At 58.7% G+C, this 23,580-nt stretch carries 18 protein-coding genes, 1 tRNA gene and 1 pseudogene; 12 read left to right on the plus strand and 8 right to left on the minus strand.

Going from position 1 to position 23,580, the window contains the following annotated elements; all coding sequences use genetic code 11:
• The first annotated feature begins 2 nt into the window (after positions 1–2).
• From GGR90_RS08175 to GGR90_RS08185, 3 genes are read left to right on the plus strand one after another with little or no spacing between them, the layout of a single operon-like run.
• Positions 3–1,289 carry a cytochrome b gene (locus tag GGR90_RS08175; RefSeq protein WP_167920964.1) on the plus strand — a complete coding sequence of 429 codons (1,287 nt, stop codon included), beginning with the start codon at positions 3–5 and terminating at the stop codon, positions 1,287–1,289.
• A gap of 31 nt (positions 1,290–1,320) precedes the next feature.
• Positions 1,321–2,133, plus strand: coding sequence for a cytochrome c1 (locus GGR90_RS08180; protein ID WP_167920965.1), 813 nt, complete (start codon positions 1,321–1,323; stop codon positions 2,131–2,133).
• A 34-nt stretch (positions 2,134–2,167) separates the two neighbouring features.
• A complete protein-coding gene (locus GGR90_RS08185; protein WP_167920966.1) occupies positions 2,168–2,722 on the plus strand; it encodes an adenine phosphoribosyltransferase in 555 nt (184 codons plus the stop codon).
• A gap of 395 nt (positions 2,723–3,117) precedes the next feature.
• Here the strand turns inward: GGR90_RS08185 and GGR90_RS08190 are convergent, their stop codons facing one another.
• Complete coding sequence (locus tag GGR90_RS08190; RefSeq protein WP_167920967.1) at positions 3,118–3,900, minus strand: DUF1134 domain-containing protein; 783 nt, start codon at positions 3,898–3,900, stop codon at positions 3,118–3,120.
• A gap of 243 nt (positions 3,901–4,143) precedes the next feature.
• On the opposite strand from GGR90_RS08190, the gene GGR90_RS08195 reads away from it, so the two are divergent.
• Both GGR90_RS08195 and GGR90_RS08200 read left to right on the plus strand, forming a co-directional pair.
• Positions 4,144–4,236, plus strand: a tRNA-Ser gene (locus GGR90_RS08195).
• Positions 4,237–4,350: 114 nt separating this feature from the next.
• Positions 4,351–5,865 carry a tyrosine-type recombinase/integrase gene (locus tag GGR90_RS08200; RefSeq protein WP_245198538.1) on the plus strand — a complete coding sequence of 505 codons (1,515 nt, stop codon included), beginning with the start codon at positions 4,351–4,353 and terminating at the stop codon, positions 5,863–5,865.
• Positions 5,866–5,891: 26 nt separating this feature from the next.
• Here GGR90_RS08200 and GGR90_RS19690 read toward each other — a convergent pair whose 3' ends face one another.
• On the minus strand, positions 5,892–6,305 hold the full coding sequence (locus GGR90_RS19690; protein WP_342449916.1) for a helix-turn-helix transcriptional regulator: 414 nt from the start codon (positions 6,303–6,305) through the stop codon (positions 5,892–5,894).
• A gap of 586 nt (positions 6,306–6,891) precedes the next feature.
• On the opposite strand from GGR90_RS19690, the gene GGR90_RS08210 reads away from it, so the two are divergent.
• The 6 genes from GGR90_RS08210 to GGR90_RS08235 all read left to right on the plus strand — a co-directional run bounded on the left by GGR90_RS08210 (position 6,892) and on the right by GGR90_RS08235 (position 17,183).
• On the plus strand, positions 6,892–8,418 hold the full coding sequence (locus tag GGR90_RS08210; protein WP_167920968.1) for a DNA methyltransferase: 1,527 nt from the start codon (positions 6,892–6,894) through the stop codon (positions 8,416–8,418).
• Complete coding sequence (locus tag GGR90_RS08215) at positions 8,418–11,006, plus strand: DEAD/DEAH box helicase (protein ID WP_167920969.1); 2,589 nt, start codon at positions 8,418–8,420, stop codon at positions 11,004–11,006. Before GGR90_RS08210 ends, GGR90_RS08215 begins: the two co-directional genes overlap by 1 nt.
• 135 nt (positions 11,007–11,141) lie before the next feature.
• The gene (locus GGR90_RS08220) at positions 11,142–12,170 is read left to right on the plus strand and encodes a toprim domain-containing protein (RefSeq protein ID WP_167920970.1); all 1,029 of its coding nucleotides are present in this window, start codon (positions 11,142–11,144) and stop codon (positions 12,168–12,170) included.
• The gene (locus GGR90_RS08225; protein WP_167920971.1) at positions 12,167–15,352 is read left to right on the plus strand and encodes an RNA-directed DNA polymerase; all 3,186 of its coding nucleotides are present in this window, start codon (positions 12,167–12,169) and stop codon (positions 15,350–15,352) included. The genes GGR90_RS08220 and GGR90_RS08225 overlap by 4 nt, the downstream gene beginning before the upstream one ends.
• Entirely contained in the window at positions 15,349–16,257 is a 909-nt protein-coding gene (locus GGR90_RS08230) for a carbon-nitrogen hydrolase family protein (protein ID WP_167920972.1), read from the plus strand. Before GGR90_RS08225 ends, GGR90_RS08230 begins: the two co-directional genes overlap by 4 nt.
• 29 nt (positions 16,258–16,286) lie before the next feature.
• Positions 16,287–17,183 carry a 3'-5' exonuclease gene (locus tag GGR90_RS08235; RefSeq protein ID WP_167920973.1) on the plus strand — a complete coding sequence of 299 codons (897 nt, stop codon included), beginning with the start codon at positions 16,287–16,289 and terminating at the stop codon, positions 17,181–17,183.
• Positions 17,184–17,276: 93 nt separating this feature from the next.
• Here GGR90_RS08235 and GGR90_RS08240 read toward each other — a convergent pair whose 3' ends face one another.
• The 6 genes and pseudogenes from GGR90_RS08240 to GGR90_RS08265 all read right to left on the minus strand — a co-directional run bounded on the left by GGR90_RS08240 (position 17,277) and on the right by GGR90_RS08265 (position 22,934).
• Positions 17,277–18,089, minus strand: a complete 813-nt coding sequence (locus GGR90_RS08240) for a restriction endonuclease (RefSeq protein WP_167920974.1) — start codon at positions 18,087–18,089, stop codon at positions 17,277–17,279.
• Positions 18,062–18,568 (minus strand): hypothetical protein, encoded by a 507-nt coding sequence (locus GGR90_RS08245; RefSeq protein WP_167920975.1) that lies wholly within the window; start codon positions 18,566–18,568, stop codon positions 18,062–18,064. Before GGR90_RS08245 ends, GGR90_RS08240 begins: the two co-directional genes overlap by 28 nt.
• Positions 18,569–19,136: 568 nt before the next feature.
• Positions 19,137–20,327, minus strand: coding sequence for an IS91 family transposase (locus GGR90_RS08250; RefSeq protein ID WP_167920976.1), 1,191 nt, complete (start codon positions 20,325–20,327; stop codon positions 19,137–19,139).
• Positions 20,328–20,330: 3 nt separating this feature from the next.
• Positions 20,331–20,774, minus strand: a pseudogene (locus tag GGR90_RS08255) (tyrosine-type recombinase/integrase); the annotation flags it as partial.
• 60 nt (positions 20,775–20,834) lie between these two features.
• Positions 20,835–21,179, minus strand: coding sequence for an IS66-like element accessory protein TnpA (gene tnpA, locus GGR90_RS08260; protein ID WP_167920977.1), 345 nt, complete (start codon positions 21,177–21,179; stop codon positions 20,835–20,837).
• 273 nt (positions 21,180–21,452) lie between these two features.
• A complete protein-coding gene (locus tag GGR90_RS08265; protein ID WP_167920978.1) occupies positions 21,453–22,934 on the minus strand; it encodes a hypothetical protein in 1,482 nt (493 codons plus the stop codon).
• A 161-nt stretch (positions 22,935–23,095) separates the two neighbouring features.
• On the opposite strand from GGR90_RS08265, the gene GGR90_RS08270 reads away from it, so the two are divergent.
• Positions 23,096–23,494, plus strand: coding sequence for a hypothetical protein (locus GGR90_RS08270; RefSeq protein WP_167920979.1), 399 nt, complete (start codon positions 23,096–23,098; stop codon positions 23,492–23,494).
• The last annotated feature ends 86 nt before the right edge of the window (positions 23,495–23,580 follow it).

Consider the following 23,580-nt stretch of genomic DNA (forward strand, 5'->3'; position numbering starts at 1 on the left):
AGATGAGCTTTCCCTGGGCCAAACCCTATGAACCGACGCATCCGCTGATGAAGTGGATGGACGAGAAGCTGCCGATTCCGCGCCTCGTCTATAATGCCACGGGCCCCGGCTATCCGGTCCCGCGCAACCTCAATTATTTCTGGAACTTCGGCGTTCTCGCCGGCGCCGCGCTGATGATCCAGATCATCACGGGTATCGTTCTGGCGATGCACTATGCCGCGAACGCAAGCGTCGCGTTCAACTCGGTCGAGCATATCATGCGCGACGTGAACGCCGGCTGGTTCATCCGCTACGCGCATATGAACGGCGCGAGCATGTTCTTCATCGTCGTCTATCTCCACATCTTCCGCGGCCTTTATTACGGTTCGTACAAGGCGCCGCGCGAAATGGTGTGGCTGCTCGGCGTCGTGATCTTCCTGCTGATGATGGCGACCGCCTTCATGGGCTATGTCCTGCCGTGGGGTCAGATGAGCTTCTGGGGCGCGCAGGTGATCACCGGCTTCTTCTCGGCGATCCCGCTGGTGGGCGAACCGGTGCGCCAGTGGCTGCTCGGCGGCTTCGTCCCCGACAATGCCACGCTCAACCGTTTCTTCTCGCTGCACTATCTGCTGCCGTTCGTGATCCTGGGTGTCATCATCCTGCACATCTGGGCGCTGCACATTCCGGGTTCGTCGAACCCGACGGGCATCGAGGTGAAGGGCGAACAGGACACCGTCCCGTTCCACCCCTATTACACCGCGAAGGACGGCTTCGGCGTCGGCGTCTTCCTGCTGATCTTCGTCGCGCTGACCTTCTTCAGCCCGAATATGCTCGGCCACGCCGATAACTATATCCCGGCGAACTCGCTCTCGACCCCGGCGCATATCGTTCCCGAATGGTATTTCCTGCCCTTCTACGCGATCCTGAAGGCGTTCACCTTCAACTTCCTGTGGATCGACGCGAAGCTGTGGGGCGTCATCGCGATGTTCGCATCGATCGCGCTGCTGTTTTTCCTGCCCTGGCTCGACAGCTCGCCGGTCAAATCGTCGAACTATCGTCCGCTGTACCGCATCTTCTTCTGGATCCTCGTCATCGACGTGCTGCTCCTCGGCTGGTGCGGCATGCAACCCGCGGAGCAGCCGTGGGTGATCCTCAGCCAGATCGGTGCGATCTATTATTTCGCGCACTTCCTGGTGATCCTGCCGATCGTGTCGCGGATCGAACGCCCGCTTCCGATGCCGAATTCGATCACCGAAGCGGTCCTCGCCAAACACGCCACCGACGCGCCGTCGGCTTCGGCAACGGCCTGAGCGCCGGACTTTAATAGGAGCTGATACAGCCATGGTTCGTCCGCTCGGTTTTCTCGTCGGTCTCGGTTTCATTACCGCGCTGGTGCTCGCGATCCTCACGACACCGCTCAGCAATGAAGCCAATGCCGCGCACGAGTTTCACAAGCATCCCAAGCATCTGAAGCTGGCCAGCGACGGCATTGTCCTGCCGCACTGGGACCAGGCGCAACTGCAGCGCGGGATGCAGGTGTACAGGGAAGTCTGCTCGGCCTGTCACAGCCTGAGCCTCGTTGCGTTCCGCGATATTCAGGATCTCGGCTATACCGAGGGCCAGGTGAAGACCTTCGCCAAGGGTTTCCAGGTGCCGTCGATCAACCCCGACACGGGTGAACCGGCGACACGCGACGGCATGCCGTCGGATTATTTCCCGTCGCCCTATGCGAACGAGGTCGCCGCGCGCGCCGCGAACAACAATGCGCTGCCGCCCGATCTCTCGCTGATCACCAAGGCGCGCGAGGGCGGCAAGGACTATGTCTATTCGCTGCTGACGGGCTTCCAGAACCCGCCGAAGAATCTTCCCGCGGAGCTGAAGCCGGGCACGGGGCTGCACTACAACCCCTATTTCGCGAACCTCAACCTCGCGATGGCGCCGCCGCTGACCAAGGGTCAGGTCACATATGCAGACGGCACCGAGGCTTCGGTCGATCAAATGGCCAAGGACGTCACCGCGTTCCTCGTCTGGACCGCCGAGCCGAAGCTGATCAAGCGCATCCAGGTCGGCTATGCCGTCTTCTTCTTCCTGCTGATCTTCACGGTGCTGACCTATCTGTCGTATCGGAACATCTGGGCCGACAAGAAGCATTGATCGATACGGGCAAGGGAAGGGCGATTGTGACCACATGATCGCCCTTCCGCCCCGTCCGGACCTCGACCTCGCGTCGCTGGTCCGCACGATCCCCGATTTTCCAAAGCCGGGCATCCAGTTTCGCGACATCACGACGCTGATCGGCGATGCCGCCGGTTTCAGCGAGAGCGTGCGCCGGCTGAGCGCGCGCGCCGCGACCTATCGCCCCGATCTCATCGTCGCGGTCGAAGCGCGCGGCTTCCTGTTCGGCGCCGCGATGGCGACCGCGATGGGCCTCGGCGTGGTCCCGGTGCGCAAGGCGGGCAAGCTGCCCGGCGTCACGATCGGTGTCGATTACGAACTCGAATATGGCGTCGACCGCCTCGAACTGCACGAAGGGGCGGTGTTGCCGGGGCACCGCGTCATCCTCGTCGACGATCTGCTCGCGACCGGCGGGACGATCCTTGCCACCACCGCCCTGATGCGGAGCGTCGGCGCCGAAGTCGCGGCGGCGCTGTTCGTCATCGACCTTCCCGATCTCGGCGGGTCACAGCGTCTCGCGGCGGCGGGGCTGACGTGCGAAACGCTGATCGCCTTCGACGGGGATTAACGCCCGCGATGCCAGTGGGTCGGTTTTGGGGTGGAGAGCTGCCATAGCCCTCTCCCCTTCAGGGGAGATGGTTGGGAGAGGGGGCCGAAGCGGCTCATGCCCCTCTCAACTTCGGCTAGCCGGTAAAACCGGCAAGCCTTCGTATCTCTCCCCTGAAGGGGAGAGAGCAATTACGCTTCGGCCGCAATCGGTCGCTACCGGCTATTCCCCATTTTCGTCATTCCCGCGAAAGCGGGAGCCCAGGGATGGGCCAGCCTGCGCGCGCTCTGGGTTCCCGCTTTCGCGGGGATGACGAGGTCGGGGAGGCAACTGCCGGCCGCTGGCAGTCATCCCGCGCAAAGAAAAAAGCCCGCGCCGAAGCGCGGGCCTCGCCCCCGTGGCAAGCGGGCCGTTCGTCAGAAGGGCAGCCAATTCTGCTTCTTGCGGAATTTCATATAGCCGATGTTCGCGCCGAGCCGCGCGCCGACCCCGACGCGGATCGGGATCAGCACCACATCGTCGCGGCGCAGATAGCTCGCGTTGAAGCCGCCGACCAGATAGGCGGCGCCTTCGCCCGCCGGATAACGCCTGTAGAGGTCCTCGCTGTCGAAAAGATTATAGACGAGGATGAAGGTGTTGGCCGCATTGGCGCCCGCGTCGAAACCGATCGACGGGCCGGTCCAGTAAGCGGGAAGTTCGCCCTCGACCTTGTGGTGGAGCGTTCCCGACCCATAGCGCACCCCGAACACCAGTGCCCCGCCGGCTTCGCGCCCGACGATATAGGCGTTGGGCTCGCCCTGCTCCTTGAGGATGTCCTCAATCAACCCCGCCAGGCCCTGCGCACCCTTGCCGAAGATGCCTTCGGCGGCACCGATCAGATCGTCCTGCTTGTAGGTCGAGCTATCATCGGCGGCGACGTCGGTGGCGGTCATGTCGGCGGGGGCGTTGGTCGGCGCCACAGTGCCGTCGACCGGCACCTCGCTCGTCTGCTGATCGCCGGTCGCGAGGTCGCTGTCGTAAGAGAGGTTCGTCGTCGTCGTGCTGGTCACCGGCGGCGGCGCCGGATTGTCGAGGTCGGAATCGATCTGCATGTTGCTGGGGTCGATCTCGCGCATCTGTGCCGCCGCGGGCAGCGGGGTCAGCGCGAGGCCGAGCGATGCCATCGCCGCAAAGGCAAGGCTGGTGAACGTCTTCCGCATATTGGACCCCCAAAAATCGAACCGCGCCGTTACGGCGAAACCTGCGTTAATCATGACTCGCTTTGGCGCGCGGGCAATGAACGGGCGATGACCCGAGTCGAATTTGCGCCGGATCGAATCATTCGGGCGACGAAAGGACAGCGGCGGCACGAAAAAAGCACAATCTTTGGCGTTGCGGGGCGCGAAGCGCATGGCTATAGCGACCCGCCTAGGCCAGACTGCCGTTAGCGCGGCAGACCATGCGGAGACGTGGGTGAGTGGCTGAAACCAACGGTTTGCTAAACCGTCGTACTGGTAAATCCGGTACCGAGGGTTCGAATCCCTCCGTCTCCGCCACCTTTGCAAACTTTCCAGTTCGCGCCCGTTCACACATCGTTGATTTTCTGCGGTTATTTCGGCCAATCAGTATTGGGCTTGTTCGCGCCGGTTCGCGGGCGTCCATGCAAATCCATGGTACAGGCCATGGTATCGGTTCGGACATCCATGGTATCGGAGACTGCCGTGCTTAACGACGGGAAGATCAAAGCGGCGAAGGCGCGCGAATCTGCTTATCGCCTCGGAGATAGTAGGCAGCTCTATCTCCTGATTACGCCATCTGGCGGCAAGCACTGGCGAATGAACTACACCTTTGGGCGGAATTCCGCGGGAAAGCTTGTTCAGAAGACGCTGAGTTTTGGTTCTTATCCTGCTGTCAGCCTCTTGGACGCGCGCGCTAAGCGCGATGAAGCCAAGCGAGTACTGAGCCAGGGAAGGGACCCAACGGAAGAGCGCAGGGCCGTTGAACGGGCCGAGGCTCTCGAGAGGCAGAATAGTTTTCGCGCGGCCACCGAAGCCTGGTTCGAGCTTCAGAGCGGATGGTCTCTCCAGAAGCTGCGCGAATCAGCAATGGAGAACGAAGGCAAATGGTCGCATCTCCATGCCGACATTTGGACTGTCGACCCCCTCGCTCGTTGGTCGGCAGTTCACTCACGCGATGTCTGGGTGAGCTTGGAACGCGATGTTCTGCCTGTGATCGGGGACGAACCGATCGCCAAATTGAAGGCGCCAGCAATTCTGGCTCTGTTACGAAACGTCGAAAACCGCGGCGCGATCGAGACTGCGCACCGTCTGCGGCAGCGAATTTCAGCGGTGTTTGTGTATGGGATCGCCGCTGGCCTTTGTGACAGCGATCCTGTCGCCACGCTTTCAAAAGCCTTGAAGCCTGTTCCTGAGTCAAAGCACCAACCATCGATAGTCGACGAACAGCCCGACCAAGCCGGACGAATCACTGCCGTTCGTCAGATGTTGTTGGATTGCGAAGCGCAGCGTTGCCGAGCGCAGACCAAACTCGCGCTTCGATTGCTTGCTCTAACCGCAGTGCGGCCCGGGGATCTCATCGGTGCACGCTGGACCGAGTTTTTCGATCTCGGCGGCAATGAGCCGACCTGGATAATTCCGGCTGTGCGAATGAAGGGGACAAAGGCCAGGAAGGACAGCTCTGACTTTGATCATCATGTCCCCCTCTCGATGCAGGCCGTGGACGTACTGAATCAGCTCAGGCGTCTGACCGGCAAGTTCCTGTTTTGCTTTCCTGGCGAACGGCAGGCTAATCGCCCGATATCGGAGAACACACTGAGGGCGCTCCTCATTCGGGCCGATTATCATCAGCGCCACGTCCCGCATGGGTTTCGCGCTGCTTTTTCAACCATCATGAATGAGCGCGCCAAGGAGCTGGGAAATGATGGCGATCGTGCCGTTATTGATTTGATGCTGGCTCACGTTCCGCAGGCGTTGGGCGAACGAAACTCTCCCGGTACGCTGGTTTCGGGTTCCGAGGATGCTTACAATCGCGCGGCCTATAGGCCACGCCGCAGGCAGCTCGCGCAGGAATGGGCCGATATCCTATTCGATGGCTTCTGGCCGGCGGAAACCCTGCTAGATGGACCGATTCGATGGGCGGCAACCGGCCCAGGAAGGCCGCGGTAGCTCAATCTTTTGCTGCTCCAACAATTTCATTGTGACCGCTGCTCATCTCGCCAGCGATTTATCTCCACAAGACTCCATCTCGAAGATGTCCCTCCCGGTTTATAAGGCTTCGGAAATTTTTGCTGGCGGATTAGGGCATAAATCCGAGTTTTTCCGATGCCCGCGATGCGTTTGACAACGTTGAGCGAAACGAGAGGATCGTCGACCTCGGCCGGAGTCGATATGACCTCGAGAGAATTGGCCCTCGTGTTGCATCTTAGGCACGGTGTGGTCACCATGAACTGGTCTAGGTGTCTTTCCTCCATCGCAGCAGCTATCAATTTCAAAGCGGCTGGGCTGGTGGAGATCAATTTAGCCAGCTCTTCCGCGAGGCCGGTTGTGCCGCCATCGCTGTGCGCCGTAGACTTTGGCTTATGGAGGCTGTTGGCTGTTGAGTTCATACCCTAAACATAGTTCTAGGATGATATCGATCACCGGGGGGTGACATCGCGACAATGTTGAATTCTACTAACCAGCGGCTCGAAGTTATTTGACGCGTCGGCGGCTTCGCGCCTCACGTCGGCCGTTCCGACCTAGCTCGCGCCGTTCCCGAAAGCGGCCATTAGATGGGGGCATGGGCACCGACTTCTCGCCTAAGGTCGGTCATCCAACCCAGTCCGCCGCTCGCCGAAAAAGCGGACTTCAGTTGGCTCATGAGAGTGCGGCCGCATTTTTGGACTGTTCAGAACGGCAGGTTGAAAAGAGCGTGACCTCAAGCGGTCTTCTTTTGGATCGTTAGATAATCTGCTTTGGGAGCAGAGGGTGGTCGCCTCCATCCCCGTCTCAGCGTCACGGTTTTTAAGTGGTAAACGTCGTGCACAATCGTTCTCCTTGTGCACCCAGCGACAGCGAGGATTTTCCCTCTGCACCTTCGGTCGAGGAGCGCGGCGCTTGTTGAAATTTTCCCGACAACCTACAACGCCTGTTTGTTTAGGATCGAAGCGGCTAAGGCTATAAGGCTTGTTGCCGAGTGAATTTGGGGGTTAGGTGCCGATACTCGATTGGATGACGCGCGGTGATGATGTTCGCGCGGCTGCGGGGGTTCCGTATCGGCTGCTGGACGCGGTGCCCGCGTTGGACGGCGGCAATGCGACCGCCGAAAATATGCTTATTCAGGGCGACAACCTCGACGCTCTGAAGGCGCTGCTTCCCTATTACAAGGGCGCGGTGAAGTGCATCTATATCGATCCGCCCTACAACACGCGCTCTGCCTTCGAACATTATGATGACAATCTGGAGCACAGCCAGTGGCTGGCGATGATCTATCCGCGTCTGGTGCTGCTGCGTGACCTGCTAGCCGAAGACGGCAGCATCTGGGTTTCGATCGACGACAATGAGGGGCATTACCTCAAGGTCATTATGGACGAAGTATTTGGGCGCAAAAATTTCATCGTCAACGTGCTGTGGCAAAAGCGGATTGGGCCTGACAACAGATTGGCTATCGGAGATGCCCACGACCATATTCACGTTTACGGCAAGTCCGCCCCGCGTTTTCTAACGACTGCGAACCGGCTGACACTGACCGCCGAGCAGGTGGCGGAGTTTCGTAATCCTGACAATGACCCAAAGGGACCTTGGACCTCATCCTCAAACTTCTCGGCACAAGGTTATCGGCCTAATCAGATGTATGTAATCACTACGCCCGGCGGGGCGGAGTATTCGCCACCACCAGGTCGCTGTTGGGTCACCATCGAATCTGAATATCTCAAACTCCGCGCTGACGGCAGACTTTGGTTTGGTCGCGATGGTATGGGGATGCCACGGAAAAAGGTTTATCTGAATGAGCAGCAAGGAAGGGTAAGTTGGTCATGGTGGACCAACTCTGAGGTTGGCAATACGCAAGAGTCGAAACGAGAGATCAATGCTTTGTTCGGCTCAGCCGACGCCTTCGACACACCTAAACCCGAACGCCTGATGCAGCGCATTTTGCACATCGCCAGCAACCCTGGCGATCTCGTGCTCGACAGCTTCCTTGGGTCTGGAACGACCGCGGCAGTGGCGCACAAGATGGGACGGCGCTGGATCGGCATCGAGATGGGCAACCATGCCGAAACCCACTGCAAGCCGCGGCTCGACAAGGTGATTGCGGGCGAACAGGGCGGCGTGTCCGAAGCGGTCGGCTGGACCGGCGGTGGCGGCTATCGCTTCTATCGCCTCGGCGCGCCGGTATTCGACGCCGACGGGCACATAACGGCCGATATCGCCTTCGCGACTCTCGCCGCGCACATTTGGCTCAGCGAGACCGGCACCCCGCTGACCAAGGCTGCCGACACCCCCTTGTTGGGCGTGCATGAAGGCATGGCCTATGCGTTGCTTTATAACGGCATCCTGGGCGACCGGTCGGTCAGCGGTGGCAACGTGTTGACAGCCACATTGCTCGCGCGGCTACGCGAGGAGAGCCGCTGGGACGGCCCGATGACGGTCTATGGCGAATGGAGCAAGCTGGGTGCGGCCCGACTGGCGGACGCAGACGTGAGGTTCAAGCAGACCCCGTATGATGTGAGGGAACGCTGATGGAACTGAAGGATTATCAGCTCCGCGCGCTAGATGCACTGAGGACCTTTCTGGACCAAGCGGCAATACGCGATCATGCCCACGCTTATACAGCCGCCTGTGCAGTGGGCCAACCGGGCGCCTATGCTGCGACCTATTCCCCGTTAGCTGGGCTGCCGGACGTTCCCTATTGCTGCCTTCGCCTGCCGACCGGCGGCGGCAAAACCTTGCTCGCCGCCCATGCAATCGGCGTGGCGCGGGACACCTATCTCGCCCGGCGATTCCCGGTCGTGCTATGGCTCGTCACTTCAACCACCATTGCTGAGCAAACGCTGGGCGCGCTCAGAAAGGTGAGCCATCCTTATCGGCAAGCGTTGGAAACGGCCTTTGGTGGTGCTGTGCGCGTCTATGGCATCGATGAGCGAAGGCAGCTTCGCCCGCAAGACATGGCGGATGCGACGACCGTGATCGTTTCGACCGTGCAGGCGTTCCGCGTGCGCAACGCCGAAGATCGCAACGTCTATCTCGACGACGAGGAACTAGAACCGCACTTCGCCACGCTGCCCACCAGTGCCGATGTTACCCGGCACGAGGATGGCCCGCGCCGGGGCAAGCCGATCGCCAGCTTTGCCAATCTGATGAAGTTGCATCGTCCGCTTGTGATCGTTGATGAGGCGCACAATTTCACCTCCACCCTTTCCGGTGAGACGATGGGGCGCATCGCGCCTGCAGCGGTCGTGGAGTTTACGGCGACACCTGTGCGCTCGAACGTCATCGTGTCCGCCACTGCCGCGGAGTTGAAGGCAGCGGACATGATCAAGCTGCCGATCCACCTTTCGCAGCATGGCAGCTGGCAGCAGGCGATCGCACACGCAATTGATAATCGTGCTTGGCTCGAAGGCATTGCCGTCCGAGACGGCGGCGGTATTCGACCAATCGCGCTCTATCAGGCGCAGCCCGCGCGCGAAGGCGCCGAAGCGACCGTGGATGTCGTCAGACGTCACCTGATCGAAGATTGCCGTATCCCAGAGGACCGGATCGCGGTGGCCACGGGCAACCAACGTGAGCTAGATGGTATCGACCTATTCGATCCGGCCTGCACGATTGAGCACGTCATCACCGTCGATGCCTTGAAAGAAGGTTGGGACTGCTCCTTCGCCTATGTGTTCTGTTCGCTTGCCAGCATTCGCAGCGGCGGCGCCGTGGAGCAGTTGCTCGGCCGCGTGCTGCGCATGCCGTTCGCAACGCGACGCTCGTCAGAGGAACTGAACCGCGCCTATGCCCACGTATCCGAGCGCAATTTCTTTGATGCAGCCGAGGGCTTGAAAGATCGACTTACCGAAATGGGCTTCGATGAGCGCACAGCACTGGAGGCGATCGTCGAACAGCCCGCGACTTTCGAGTGGCGCGAAGACCAATCGCTGTTCACGCGGCCGGAGTTGCCTGTGCTGCACGTCCGGGACCGGCCCGATCAGAGCAATTGGACCCCCGAGATGGTCGCTGCAACCCGGATGGCAGATGACGGAGCAGGTGGAGTTGCGATCACATTCGATACGTCTGCACCGGACGAGGTGCTCCGCGAAGTAGTCACAGCAGTTACAAGCGCCGAAGTCACGCCGACGACGGCGGTGGAGGCTTTTATCGCCCGTCGCGCGGAGTCGCTATCACCTGCTGAGCAGGGCGAGGTCCTGACGTTGCCCCGGTTGGCGATTGAGCGGGATGGGCAGCTCGAAATCGTCTTCCCCGAGACGCTGGTCGACGTGGGAGGATGGGATCTCCGGCAGGTCGACACAGGCCTGCCCGGCTTTGCTTTGACCGAGCGCCCCGACACATTCGAGATGGATGTGGATGGCGACCAGGTGGTCTACAATCGCATCGACGCCGCCGCCGAATTGGCGCTCGACGACGCGACCGATTGGGACGTGGCCGCGCTGTCTCGTTGGCTTGATCGCACGACGCGCCAGCGCGACGTCTCCCAGCCTATATTTCTCGAGTATTGCCGGCGCGTTGTTGAAGGGGTTGTGGAGCGTATCCCGCTGGCGCAGCTTGTGCGCGGTAAATTTGCGCTGCGAAGGGCCATCATCGCAAAAATCGTACAGCAACGCCGCGAAGCCGGCATGCGGGGCGTACAGTTGTTGATGACGGATATCGCACCTGTTCTTTCCTTGGGTGACAACGGCTTCAGCTTCTCAAAGGCTGGCTATGATCCGCGCACGCCGTATTCGGGGCCGTGGCGACCACGGAAGCATTTGTTCGCGCAGGTCGGCGACCTGAGGCATGGCGGTGAAGAATGGATGGCCGCGGTGCAGATCGACGACCACCCGGCTGTGCACCGTTGGGTTCGGAACGTTGATCGGACAACTTGGTCCTATGCACTGCCAACCTCGACAGACCTGTTCTACCCCGACTTCGTCGGCGAACTTACTGATGGGCGTAAGCTCATCGTCGAATACAAAGGGGCTGACCGGACGGACAACGCGGACAGCCGCGAGAAAAGGAACATTGGAGCGCGGTTGCAGGAGGTCAGCGAGGGCAAGGTCGTGTTCCTTTGGGCGGAATTGGATCGCAACGGGTCCGTCAATCGACAGATCGACGCAGCGATCGAGTGAAGAATTGATTCGGGATGAGCTAAGCGAAATACAGCGGCTGAGGGTGAATGGCGGCAATTAGAAGTAAGCTGATACCTTAAGCGGGTGCTCAACTCCTTGAGCTCAATGGTTAAAGGCGACTGAGATCGGCGATGAATGAAATTTGACCTCGAGCGGATCAAGGCGATCCCGATAGCCACGGTTGCATCGGACCTTGGCTTCGTTCTCTCCCCTAAGGGAGCGGGACGATGCCGCTTTCCTGGTCATCCAGATCAACGACCTTCGTTTTCCCTGCGTCCAGCCAGCAATGGTTTCAATTGCTTTGGCTGTCAGCGTTCCGGAAGCGTAATTGACTTGGTGATGGCGATGAACAGTATCGATTTCGCTCCTGCCTGCCGCTGGCTCAATGATAACTATCTCAGCGGAAATGGCGCTTTGTCGCGTTCGCGGGCCCCCCGATTAAAATCTACAGAGACACTGCCGGTATCGGTGCAACCTTCGTCTCACAGGGTTGACCCTGAGATCTATGGTTGGATCCTTGACCAGTCGCCGCTTACCGAGAGCGGCCGATCCTACCTTCAACGAAGAGCATTCAGTGCAGAAACGATTGCACACTTTCAAATTGGTCAGATCGGTGACCGCGCAACATTGTGGCGATCGGCGATAGCAACATTTGGAATGGCGCGTTTGGATGGAGCAGGTCTCGTTATTGAGGGGCGCTACGGGCCCCTCCTTTGTTTCCCTTCTCAATACCTTCTCTTTCCGTTCTTGCAGGACGGAAGCGTCGTTTACCTCCAAGCTCGTCGCACAGACGATCAAAAGCAATATCGCTGGTTTTGCCCTGCGAAGATTCTGCCCCCGCCATTCAATCTTGACGCGCTCGGTAAGCCAGGGCCAACTATTACAGTCTGCGAAGGCATCACCGACGTCCTCTCCGCGCACGAACTCGGCATGCTTCCTATCGGACTTCTTGGCGCAACGCGCGAACTCGAACCACAGATAATCGACTGCCTCATAGGCCGAAACGTCGCGATCTTCACTGATGCCGATCCGGCGGGCCGTGGACTGGCCAAGAGACTCCGTGATCGTCTCGCAGCGCGTGGCATATCCGTGGTCACGAAAAATTTGCCGCCTGAGGCGAATGACTTGAACGATTATCTCCGATCGCGGCGAGGGATCACATGACTTGGTTTGACCTTCTTCTCTTGCCAGAGAACTTGCTCTGGGCATGGCGCAAAGTGCGTCGCTGCTACCGTATGGCGGACGGACTCTACGATCAGGCTGAGGTTGCAGCGTTCGAACTGAATCTGGAAGCTGAGTTAGCCGCCATTCGTCACGACTTCGCGACAGGAAACTGGAAGAACCGGCCAATTAGGTTGGTCCCTCAACCAAAAAAACCGGACAAGGATGGCAGGCCACAGCTGCGGCAATACTTTGAAGTCGCTGTTCGCGATCAAGTAGCATGGGTCGCACTCGTAAATGTGCTGGGCCCGGAGTTGGACCAGAAAATGCCAGCCTGGAGCTATGGAAATCGGCTGTATCGAGCCGCTTGGTATGAAGAAGAGACCTCCGAAGGGCGTCACTCGAGGCTGAATATCGGCCCATATCGGCACTCAGCCGGTTATCTCTACCGCCACTTTAAACATAGTTGGCCCCTCTTTCGACGCCACATCTCACTCACGGCACGAAAGATGGTCGGTGAAAATATTGAGGAAGAGGATCTTGATGCCGGTGAGCGATTAGCACTCGCGCAAAGTGATGGCCTTGCCTACTTCTATCCTTCGTTCTGGAACCGCCCATCTTCCGCCAACGACACACTGTATGCTGCATCTCTCGACCTCAGCAAATTCTATCCGTCGGTTAAAGTCGCCGCTATCCATCGTGGCTTCGATGCTTTGGTTGACGGTTTCACTGATGAACCCCGCCTCTCATCGCTCCTTGCTGCAATGCTTCGTTTCAGCGTCGACGATGGAGGCCTCGACCAAGCGCTCAAGGCCAAAGTGGTTCCGATTGCGCCGGCGGGGCCTTTCGACGGCATCCCAACGGGCTTGTTCGCCGGAGGTTTCCTCGCAAACGTGGCCATGCTGCCGATCGATTCCGAGGTCGAGAAGCTGTTGCTTGAGCATCGCGATATCGCTCATTTTCGGTTCGTTGACGATCATGAGTTCCTCGCTTACGATTTCGACCGTCTTCTAGAGTGGATGAGAGAATATGCCCACTTGCTCGCTCGACACGGCATCGGTGTCGAGATTGAACGAGACAAATATGTGCCGCCGGAACTGAAATGGCTGCTCGATCCTGATCAGACAGATGCACCGATGGATCCGGCGGAGCTTCGATCGGTCGCGATTTCCTCCGCATCTGTCGATGGTCGCAAGCCTACGCAGCTAATGACGCGAACGTTGGCCCAAGTATCGGTGTTAGCGGCGACCGACTTTGACCTACTAACCGACGCGGGCCGCAGCCAGCGGCTGGAACAGCTCGAATGGCTGTTGCTAGCAAATATTCCAGATCAGGAAATCCGCGGGGACACACGGATGGCCTTCGCTGCGGCACGGATTGCACATCTTACCCCTGCTTTATTTCGCCCAAACGAAGAGCTTTTGTTTGAACATCGTCGGCTCCAAGCAGTCACCCGCGGCAAAAAAATCGGAGATCAGGATCCAGCTATTGTCAAACCTATCCTAGATCGCATCGCCGAACTTGAGGACGTTGAGAAGGGCAGTTGGAGCGCACTCGTAAAACGTCATTTTGGGCTGCTGTTTGAGGCCTTTGCGACTCATCCGGACAAAGTCAGACTTTTTACTCGGTTGGTCGATTATTGCCGGGCAACCGGACATGACGGGTTCGACCGTATGCGCCGCTGGATGAACGAACACGCCGACGACGATCACCAGTTCCTAAAATTGTACTTGGGAGCAATGACGTTGCACGTCCTCTCCCGCCACGTTTTAACCGCCAGCGTCGCGCTGTCGCGGCCTGATCTGCTCCACCGTGAACGTGGGGCGGCGCGAGCCTTCCTCGAAAATCTGTTGCGCGCAGATCTTGAGGCTTTCGTCCCCTCTAACGATGCTGCCAAGCTGCAACGATTTCAATGGAATGCTCGTCGGGAATTTCAAGCCGCTTTGTTGCTTGGATCGGCCGAGATTGCGGTGACTGACCCAGCGCTCTCCAATGAGCTACTCGTCAGCGCGATCGGATCAGAGAGGGCATCAGGTGCCAGCTTCGCCATCTTGCTCGAAATGACCGGAGCTCCGCTAGGCGTTTGGTTTCACTGGCTATTCGCGACCACTGACACACATCGCACGCAGCCCCCCGGATACTGGGCAATAGCCGCAGCGAGCTACGAACCAAGCCGTCCTGAGGACTGGAATGGCCTGAGACGTTATCCCGAGCACCTGCCCCCTGCTGCTTGGAAGCGGTTGGCCGAGGATCCTTTCCTTCTCAAGAGTGATGACGAGGGCTGGCTACTGGACGCAGCACGGACGCAGCCAGACAGCTTTGCGAGGCTGCCGGACATATCTCCAGTGATAGGCGACGTTCGTGCGCGGACTTCTCATACGCGCGCCACTCCTTCGTTAGTCGAATGGACCAGGACGACGGCAGCGATGAACCCCAGTGATCCACGGCGATCAGAGTGGACCGCTCTAGAAATTGTGCGGCAGATTCTTGAGCCTATCTTTGATCCCGAAGGGCCCGACATGGATTGCCTTGACCGGCTTCACCCAGAAGACGTGAGCATTCCGTCTGAATGGCTACCTACTGATTGGAAGGTGCTGCCGGATGCAACTGACACAGGCGACAAAATTACGTGGGAAACCTGGCAGAGTACGATGCGCCTCAGCAAGATCGTCCCGTCAGCCGGGTTGAAGGACTATCGCTATCATGAGGTTTTGACATCCGTCGAGGAACGCGCGTGGCCGCGAAGACTACGAGCACTCGGGCAAATTCTCTGGGGTATATTACGACAAAGTTTCATCTTGCCGGCGGCGTGGAACGTTCGCGGGCAGGAGCAAAGTTTGATCGAAATCGTTTCCCGCGATGTTGAGCGACTTCCAATCTCTTCCTTCACCATCGCTATACTCCGAGCCTGCCTGCTCCCTCGAAGTCGAGAATCCTCTATGCTGACACAGTTCCCTATGCTGTTCGGCAATACGAAGGGCCAGTCAGCCGACGACACCGAGTTTGATCAACTCATTGCAGGCCCGGATGCGCTGTTGGCTCAAATCAAGCTGGCACAGGATGTATTGCAGAAAAGCCAGATGACCGTGCTTGAGCATGAACCCCGGCAGCTTATTCCGGTGCGACTGCGTCAGATGGGCGCCTTTGTCGACGGGATGCCAAACGAGGAAGAGCTGGGGCTATGACGACTTCATCTGGGCCCACGCTCGCCTCCTCCCTCAAAGTCGGCATCATCCAGACCTCGCTTGATCCTGCCGCTGCTTGGTTGGGGATACCCAAAATGTCCTCCTGCGAGGAGGAGCGAGCGATCACAGAGATCCGCGGATTCTTTGCAGCATTTCACCAAGAGCAGCCGCCGCCGGACATTATAGTTCTGCCAGAATTATCGGTGCCCACGGGGTACGAAGCGACTCTCAGTAGGATGGCCGACAAAATGCAGTCGGTTGTAATTGCTGGACTCGACTATCGGGCAGGAGAGAAGCTCGGAGAGGTTCACAACGAAGCGTTGCTCATCGTTCCAAAACGGTGGCGCAACCGTAGAATGGGCGCCAAGGTTACCACACGTCGTATCGGTAAGACTTATGCTGCGCCGGAAGAAGATAGGAAGCTCAAGAGCATCTTGTGCGAGTTTAAGCGCGATCCATCAGTCTGGCTGTTCGATGGGGACGAGGTTGGGACCTTCGGCGTGATGGTCTGCTACGATTTTTTAGATCTCGAGCGGATCGCGATGTATCGCGGCAAGGTCCAGCATCTGTTTATACTGGCGCTCAACAAGGATGCGACATCGTTCCGTCACGTCGCGGAGGCAGTTGCGCGCATGGTGTTTTGCAATGTTATCATATGCAACTGCGGGCATTTTGGTGGTTCGCTCGCCGTCTCGCCCTACCGGCTGTCCGAGCGTCGCACCATCTATAAGCATGCAGGAGCGGGGCTGGCCACCGCCCAAATAATTGAATTGCCCGTCGAGAGGCTGGGCCTGCATCAAAAGGGAGGCGACCCGCTCAGGGACGGCGTGAAAGAATTCAAGAGTTTGCCGCCTGGTTACGAGTTCTCCGAAGTCCTCCTCGAAAAGCTGGCAAGCCTCGTCTAATGAAGTTACTTGATCTCCTCAAATCTCGAATGAGCGTCGCGGAAGAGGGAGAGCATCTTGCCCAGAGGCTTTCTCGGATTCCAGGCTTTCGCGTATTGCGTGAACTGCAGTTAACCGGACTTGTCGATCAACTCGCCCACCGATCAGACGACCTTCGGACCGTCGCTATCGTTGATACGGAGACAACGGGGCTCGATCCTAACTGTGATAAGGTCGTGGAGATCGCCATCCAGCGGCTCAGCGTCGACTTATTCGGTCGAATTGTCGAGGTTGAACGTCCTCGGTCCTGGCGCGAGGATCCAGCTCGACCGATGCCCCCGCGACTGACTTTGCTCACCGGTCTTACTGATGAAGACCTCGCTGGATGTGCGTTCGACGACGACGCAATAACAATCCTCCTCGGAGAGGTTGACATCATCGTCGCGCACAATGCGGCGTTTGATAGACCTTTCATTGACCTGCGCTTTCCAATATTACGAAACAAGGCGTGGGGGTGCAGTCTTTCGCAGCTCGATTGGCTTATCTTAGGTTTCGATGGACGTGCCCTTGGACATCTGTTGCTTCAAGCCGGATGGTATTTTCAGGGCCATCGCGCTGAACAAGATGTGCAAGCGTTATCAACGCTTCTGGGCTGCGCTGCGCGCGATGGCCGGACGATAATGTCGCATCTTCTAGAACGCTGTGATCGCCCCAATTTTCTCGTAGCAGCGGTTGGGGCTCCTTTCGATGCCAAAGACCTCCTAAAGGTACGAGGATACCGGTGGAATGCTGAACGCCGCCATTGGTGGCGTGAAATCGATGAGGACGACATTCAGGGCGAAAAAATCTGGCTCGATCAGGTCGTGTACAAATCGTCCAATGGGCAACCAACGTTAACGAAAATCACCGCTAGCGAACGTTTTTCTAGGTTCGTGAACGGCAGCTAGCCGACGATTGTGTTCCGCGGTCGCCACAGCAGCCGACTGAGCGACGCCGGCCACAGGCTAACTGTCCGTTGAAGACAACTCAGAGGAGGACTCCTAGAAAGTGTCGAGGAACAGGAGTTCGGAAAGGTCGGTCGCGGGCTGCCACACGCCTTGTACGCTTTCGAGATAGCGCTGGCAGAGGCCTATAATCTTGCGGCCATCCCCAAGCGCGACCTGCGCGGGCGCGATCTCCATACGTTGAGACAGGAGCGAGTTGCGGAAACCTGAGCTAGACAAGAACAGGCCGCGGTCGGACGCCCGCATGGCGACAACTTCCGCGAAATGTGTGACCATCCCGATGCCGACCTGGGAAGGCGCTGACCAGTGCTTCACTTCAACGAGATAAATTTTCGCGCCTAAATAAAGTTCAATATCGAAACCTCCATCCTTTGCGGGACGCGTCAGGCGCGTCTGAAATCCAATCCCTTCGAATGCGGCAGCCAATGCGCGTTCCAGATCTCGCCACTCGAAGTTCGAAAGATCGCCTGGGCAAACGGCAAGGCGTTTAGCCAAGCTTGCGGAAAAATCGCGAATAATGTCAGGAAATGCCAATAATTCTGTGGCTGATTCTTTCTCGTGGGGGAGCGTTTGTGCCAGTTCATGTACATAGCGCTTGAGGAACGGTAAGCCTCTTGGCTTCGCCGCGATGCGCTCCTCTTCGATCAGCACTTCCGTGCGATCACGCGTATAGCGCCAGCTTCTACCGGTCGGGGGAAAGCTTCCAAGAAGCTCAAAGATTTGCAAAGGACGAATGCCCGTGACAGTCAAATCCGATGCGAGCCAAGGTCCGCTGGGATCGGAGTCAGGATTACTATAGAGGTTGGCGTCTATCGCACTGGTCATGGTGTCAGCGCCCGTGAAATCCATGACCAGAGATCATTTCCGAGCCCCCATAGTTGGCCAGTGGGATCTTCTTGCCAAGTGTTTGGGATTGTCCATCGGCCGTTCCAAGGAAGTGCCAGTGCCGGTGCTAATTCCGCTCGGTTATTGCCTTCGTCGTCCGAATACACAACGGGGGCGGCGATCGCGTCAAAACCTGCCGAATGTGCTGCGTTTAGCATCTCCAGAATATCGGCAATGTCGTCTACGCCCACATGGCTTGGGAAAATAATGAGTTCTCTCTCGCGCCAACCGGGATCGTTTCCGTCGAGCGCGGCGACAACTGATCGCCATTTACCCTTTTCTACTTCCTGATATGAGCGGCCAAAGATGAAGGCATCCACGTGCCGCCCCGCGGTGGTGACCATGTTTCGACGAGCTTTTTTGTGCAGGCCGATCTTCCGCCCGATTGCTTGCGAAACCAAGCTCCGAATGATCGTGGATTTGCCATGGTCGTTATTTGCCATTGGGACCACGAAGAGGCGTCGGCAGATATACATAGTTCCTCCCGCAGTAAGATCGTACTTTCAAGCTTAGAGCGATGCCGCCAGCGTTGCTGCACCGATTATCAAAATGTGATTGGAGCGCGGTGGCTCCGAGATAATCCGGTACGGCAGCGACTACTCAACAATTACCGGCAGTTTAGCAATTGCTGAGCGACATAATCGGACCGCACGATAAATCGTGCGGATGTCCGCTCTTGTTGTGTTTCGCGCGGAAACGGAAGGTCTCCAAACGTTGAGAGTTTCGGACGCCGCTAGGCGTCGGAAAGTCTTCGGTGCCCGAACCGCGGTGGTCATGGGCGGAGCTATGGGGAAAGCTGTTTTGCGCTGATGGTGGGATAGCCCCGTGTTGCCCAAAAGCGGACGTGCGCGATAGCGGACTGTCTGGATTTAGATCGCAAAAGCGGACGCCAAAAAGCGGACGGACCGATTTTGCGGTTCCGGCGTCTGCTTTTTGGCAGCGCCGGCGCGAGCGGGTCCGCTTCCAGGCGCGGGTGTGCCCGGGAGGAGGAAGGCGATGGGCCGTGCCGGATCACGGCGTAGGTGTCCCGGGTGCGAGGGATGGCGGTGGCGGCGCGCGAGGCTGATAACGGCGCTCGAACACCTCGATGACGATCATGATGCCGCCACAGCACGGGCAGGTCGGTCGGGGCTCTGCATCGTCGGTCGGTTCCTCGGACGGGGGAGGCTCGACATCGAGCAGACGTCGCGCGCGTTCGAGATGATCCTTGCGGCGTGCGCTGGCGAGGAGCCCGTAGTGGCGGATGCGGTGGAATCCGCGCGGCAGGGTGTGGAGCAGAAAGCGGCGGATGAACTCGTCGGCGGCGAGCGTCATGACCTGCTGGCGGTTGGCGCCGCCCTGGCGATAGTCCTTGTAACGGAAGGTGACCGCGGCATCGTCGAAGCGGACGAGGCGGCTGTTCGATATCGCAACGCGGTGGGTGTAGCGGGACAGATAGGCGAGCACGGCCTCGGGGCCTGCGAACGGCGGCTTGGCATAAACGACCCAGCGCTTCTTGCGGACAGGCGAGAGGTGCCTCAGAAACGCACGCCGTTCGGCGAGCTGCGTCATGCTGCCGAAGAAGACGAGCTGCCCACGGTCATGGAGGGCGCGTAGCCGGGTCAGGAACAAGCGGCGGAAAAGGGCGCCGAGCACGCGCACGGGCAGGAGGAAGGCCGGGCGTGCGGATATCCAGCGCGTTCCATCGCGCGAGATGCCGCCGCCCGGCACGATCATGTGGATGTGAGGGTGATGGGTGAGCGCAGAGCCCCATGTGTGAAGCACGGCGGTGATGCCGATCCGGGCGCCGAGATGCTTGGGATCAGCGGCAATCGTCAGCATCGTATCGGCCGCCGTCTTGAACAGCAGGTCATAGACCAGCGCCTTGTTGTGGAAGGCGATCGCGGCGACCTCGGCGGGGAGGGTGAAGACGACGTGGAAATAGCCGACCGGAAGCAGGTCGGCCTCGCGGGCCTCGAGCCAGGTGCGTGCGGCGGCGCCCTGGCATCTGGGGCAGTGCCGGTTCCGGCAACTGTTGTACGCGATCCGCCAGTGGCCGCAGTCGGTACAGGCCTCGACGTGCCCGCCGAGAGCGGCGGTGCGGCAATGCTCGATCGCCGACATGATCTTGAGCTGGTGCAGGCTCAGATGCCCGGCATGGGTGGCGCGATAGGCCGGTCCAGCAGCCCGGAAAATATCGGCGACCTCAAGTGAGGTACGCACCGCTCAGCCGTCAGGGACCTCCTCGTCCGGCGCGGCCAGCGCAAGCCTGTCGAGCGGACTGACGACCGACCGAACGGTCTTTGTTGCGACCTGCGCGTAGAAGGCCGTCGTGTTTATCTTGGCGTGGCCGAGCAGGACCTGGATGACGCGGATGTCGACGCCATCTTCGAGAAGATGGGTGGCGAAACTGTGCCGCAACGTGTGCGGTCCGACCCGCTTGCCGATGTCCGCGGCCTCGGCGGCCTCGACGACGACGCGGTAGAGCTGGCGCGTGCTGATCGGAGCCGCTGCGCTCTGTCCGGGAAAGAGCCAGCCGTCGGGACGCAAAATGCCCTGCTGCCGCCCGGCGCGCCACCAATCGCGCAGGAGAAGAAGCAGTCCGTCAGGCAGCATCGCGTTGCGGTACCGCCCGCCTTTACCGCGCTCGATCCGCAGCAACATGCGCTTGCATGCCCTTGCGCATATCCGTATGACCCATCGCTATCCACACCCGCGCGCCGGGCGGGATCATCGCAGCGCCTTCAAGGCCGCGGCTGTCAGCACCGGCGATGCCGAGGCCGCGATGCTGACCCGGGCGCCGCCCGGCAGCTCGATCAGAATCGCGACGCCCGGCACGGACGAAGGCGGCTGCAGCTCGTCGGCCACGATAGCCTCGGCGAAAACGGGACCCGGCAACGCCGCGCGAAACTTGCGCCGCCATGCATAGATCAGGCTGGTCGAAACATCATACCGGCGGCTAACCTCGGCAACGCACGAGCCCGGCGCAAACGCCTCGTTCAGGATCTGAAGCCGCTCATCCTCACTCCACCGCCGACGCCGCTCGGGGCCGCTAAACAGCGTTACCTGGCTCATATCCGTCCTTAAGCTCGCTCATACGAGCACGCTTATGAGCGCGCGAAACCCCAGCCTACAACACGGCCCTCACCGGACGGGTACCATGCAACGCCAGTCAGTTCGGCAGCTTTACGTCCACCGCGGGCAAGCGAACGACAGACTCAAGGCGCCCATCACCGCCACGAAGATGAGGGCATTGCTTGTCTGCTCCGATCGCCGCTCGATCGCCATTGTTCACGAACGACAAGCTGGAGCTGATGCTCCACTTACGTAACTAACACTATTATCAGATCAATAGTTATGATGGGATTTTCGAGGCGCTCGATAGCGCGGAGAGGGAGTGTGACTTTTTGGCGACCAGTGATCATTTTTCGTTAGTGAGCTGTTGATCGCGTCTGCGTTCGCCAGCGGCGCACTTCCCAAATGAAATTCCGGCTGGATATCCCAAAGCTGCGAACCGCCAAGGTCTGCCGTTGGCAAGGCAATATGGTCTGGCGCGATCCAAGCACTTGCCTTTTTCTTCGTAGCTCTGATCAGATCTTGGCCCGGAACATTTCCTATTTTAGTATGCAACTCAAAGGACCCCCGAAGATCATACGGATGCCCCTCCGGGCTAAATGCCGGTGGATATTGTGACGTGATCCAGACGGCCGAGCGCGCCACGAGGATCAGCTTCGCGGCGTCTTTATTCTTAGATCCGGCAAGGCGGCCAAACCAACGTTCATGGCGCTTTGGCCATTCCGTTCGCCCCGATACTATACTTGGAAGCAGCCGCGAAAACGATAACAGCCGCAGACCGGCAAACGCAATTTGTTCGCCGCCCGTCACACCTCCGGCGAGAGCGGTGGTAACGAAAACCCGCATCTCGCTTCGAAGGCTGGCATTTTTTGGATCATGATCCTTGAATGCGCGTTTTGGCTTAGCTCTGCCCATGCACGACCTGATTAAATCAATCCGTGGAGCTAGATAGCCATAGAAAGTGCGGAGTTCGTGGAGCAGGTCAGGCTCGCTCAGGCCCGAGCGTGCGACATACGCTTCCTTTTCGAACTTTTCGCTAAACTCCCTGAGCTGGCTTATGATTTCTAATGGCCTTCCTTTGGACTTTTTATCCGAGAAAACGCCGTCGAGGGCTTTTTCCAGCCCCGCGCTCATCAGAGCAAAATTGTCGATCAAGGCGCCCATTGATCGGCCTTTAGCTTCTTTCTCCTCTCCGAACTGAAATATCTCAATTGCCCGTTGGCGCGCTGCGATAATCTGAAGCTGAAGCGCACCATAGTAGCTCGCAGTTGAGAAGAGCAGATGATTGAAATTCAGAGTATCTAATTTGGGGGTCAGTCGCGAAATTGCTAGCGCGGCCTCATGATCGCCAGCCAAGCATTTGATCGCTAGCTCCGGATGTGATCGATGAAAATCAACGAACCGGTGCGCATCTTCGCTGGGATCAAGCTTGAGTGCCTCAGCAATCATCTCTGCGCCCTGTGCGTGACCGTTGCACAGCATCCTTGACAGAGTTTCGCTGAAGGCGGGGGCATCTCCTGCAAAAAGCGTTCTCGCTTGTTGCTCTGGCATTCGCACACGGTGATCGAAAAGATGACCAATCGGCAGTTGTGCCATGTCAGGGAATTGAAAGAGCTGCCTCTCAAACTCGTCCCGGTTAATTCCGCCATTCAGTCGCTCATCAATTTCATCGCGGATATCGGCAGCTAGTCGGAAAAAATCGAAACTCGATGCGGGATCCATTAATGCCATCGCCTGCTTCAGTTGTACAATCATTCGCTCGCTCAATCGGTGGGATGGGTATTCCGACCTAGTCGCCTAAAAACGCAGATAAAGCATTAATGCGATGTAGCCCCCCGTGGGAGGGATCACGCAAAATGCATACGGCTGACCTGTCGAACAGAAGGCAATCCAGTCTTCACGACAGGAGAAATGGAATGCATACTCATGAAGAATTTGGCGCATTGATTGGAAAGTCTCTGGTCGAAGCCGAGACTAGCGCCGATGTGCCCCGGGTTGCTGCTGCGCAGTTTGTTGGTGCACTCATGGCTGAACATCCGTCGGTAAAACTTCCCGCTCTGCTCGCCAACGTCGACGTGAGGCAGTGGATGAACGACGCTCGCGTGAGCGAAAGCATGTTGCGCACTGCCCTTACCGATGCACGCAAGACAAGCCGGGAAAGCGCGCGCCCAAAGGACGTCGTTCGTGTTCCGCCGCGCTTGCGGAAGAAGGTCAAAGGCGATGGCGACACCAAAGCGTCAGCGAAAGCGAATGCTCCGCAGTCGGGCGCGCAGGATACCTATGTTGTGCAGAATCTTCCGCTAGACCTGCTCTAACGAACAAGCGTTTCGCGCTCGCCTATGTCTCAGGTGAGCCCGCGCTTCCTGAAAATTACATCGAAATCTTAGCCACGTCTGTCGCG

This window comes from Sphingopyxis italica (assembly GCF_011926545.1).
Lineage (GTDB): Bacteria > Pseudomonadota > Alphaproteobacteria > Sphingomonadales > Sphingomonadaceae > Sphingopyxis > Sphingopyxis italica.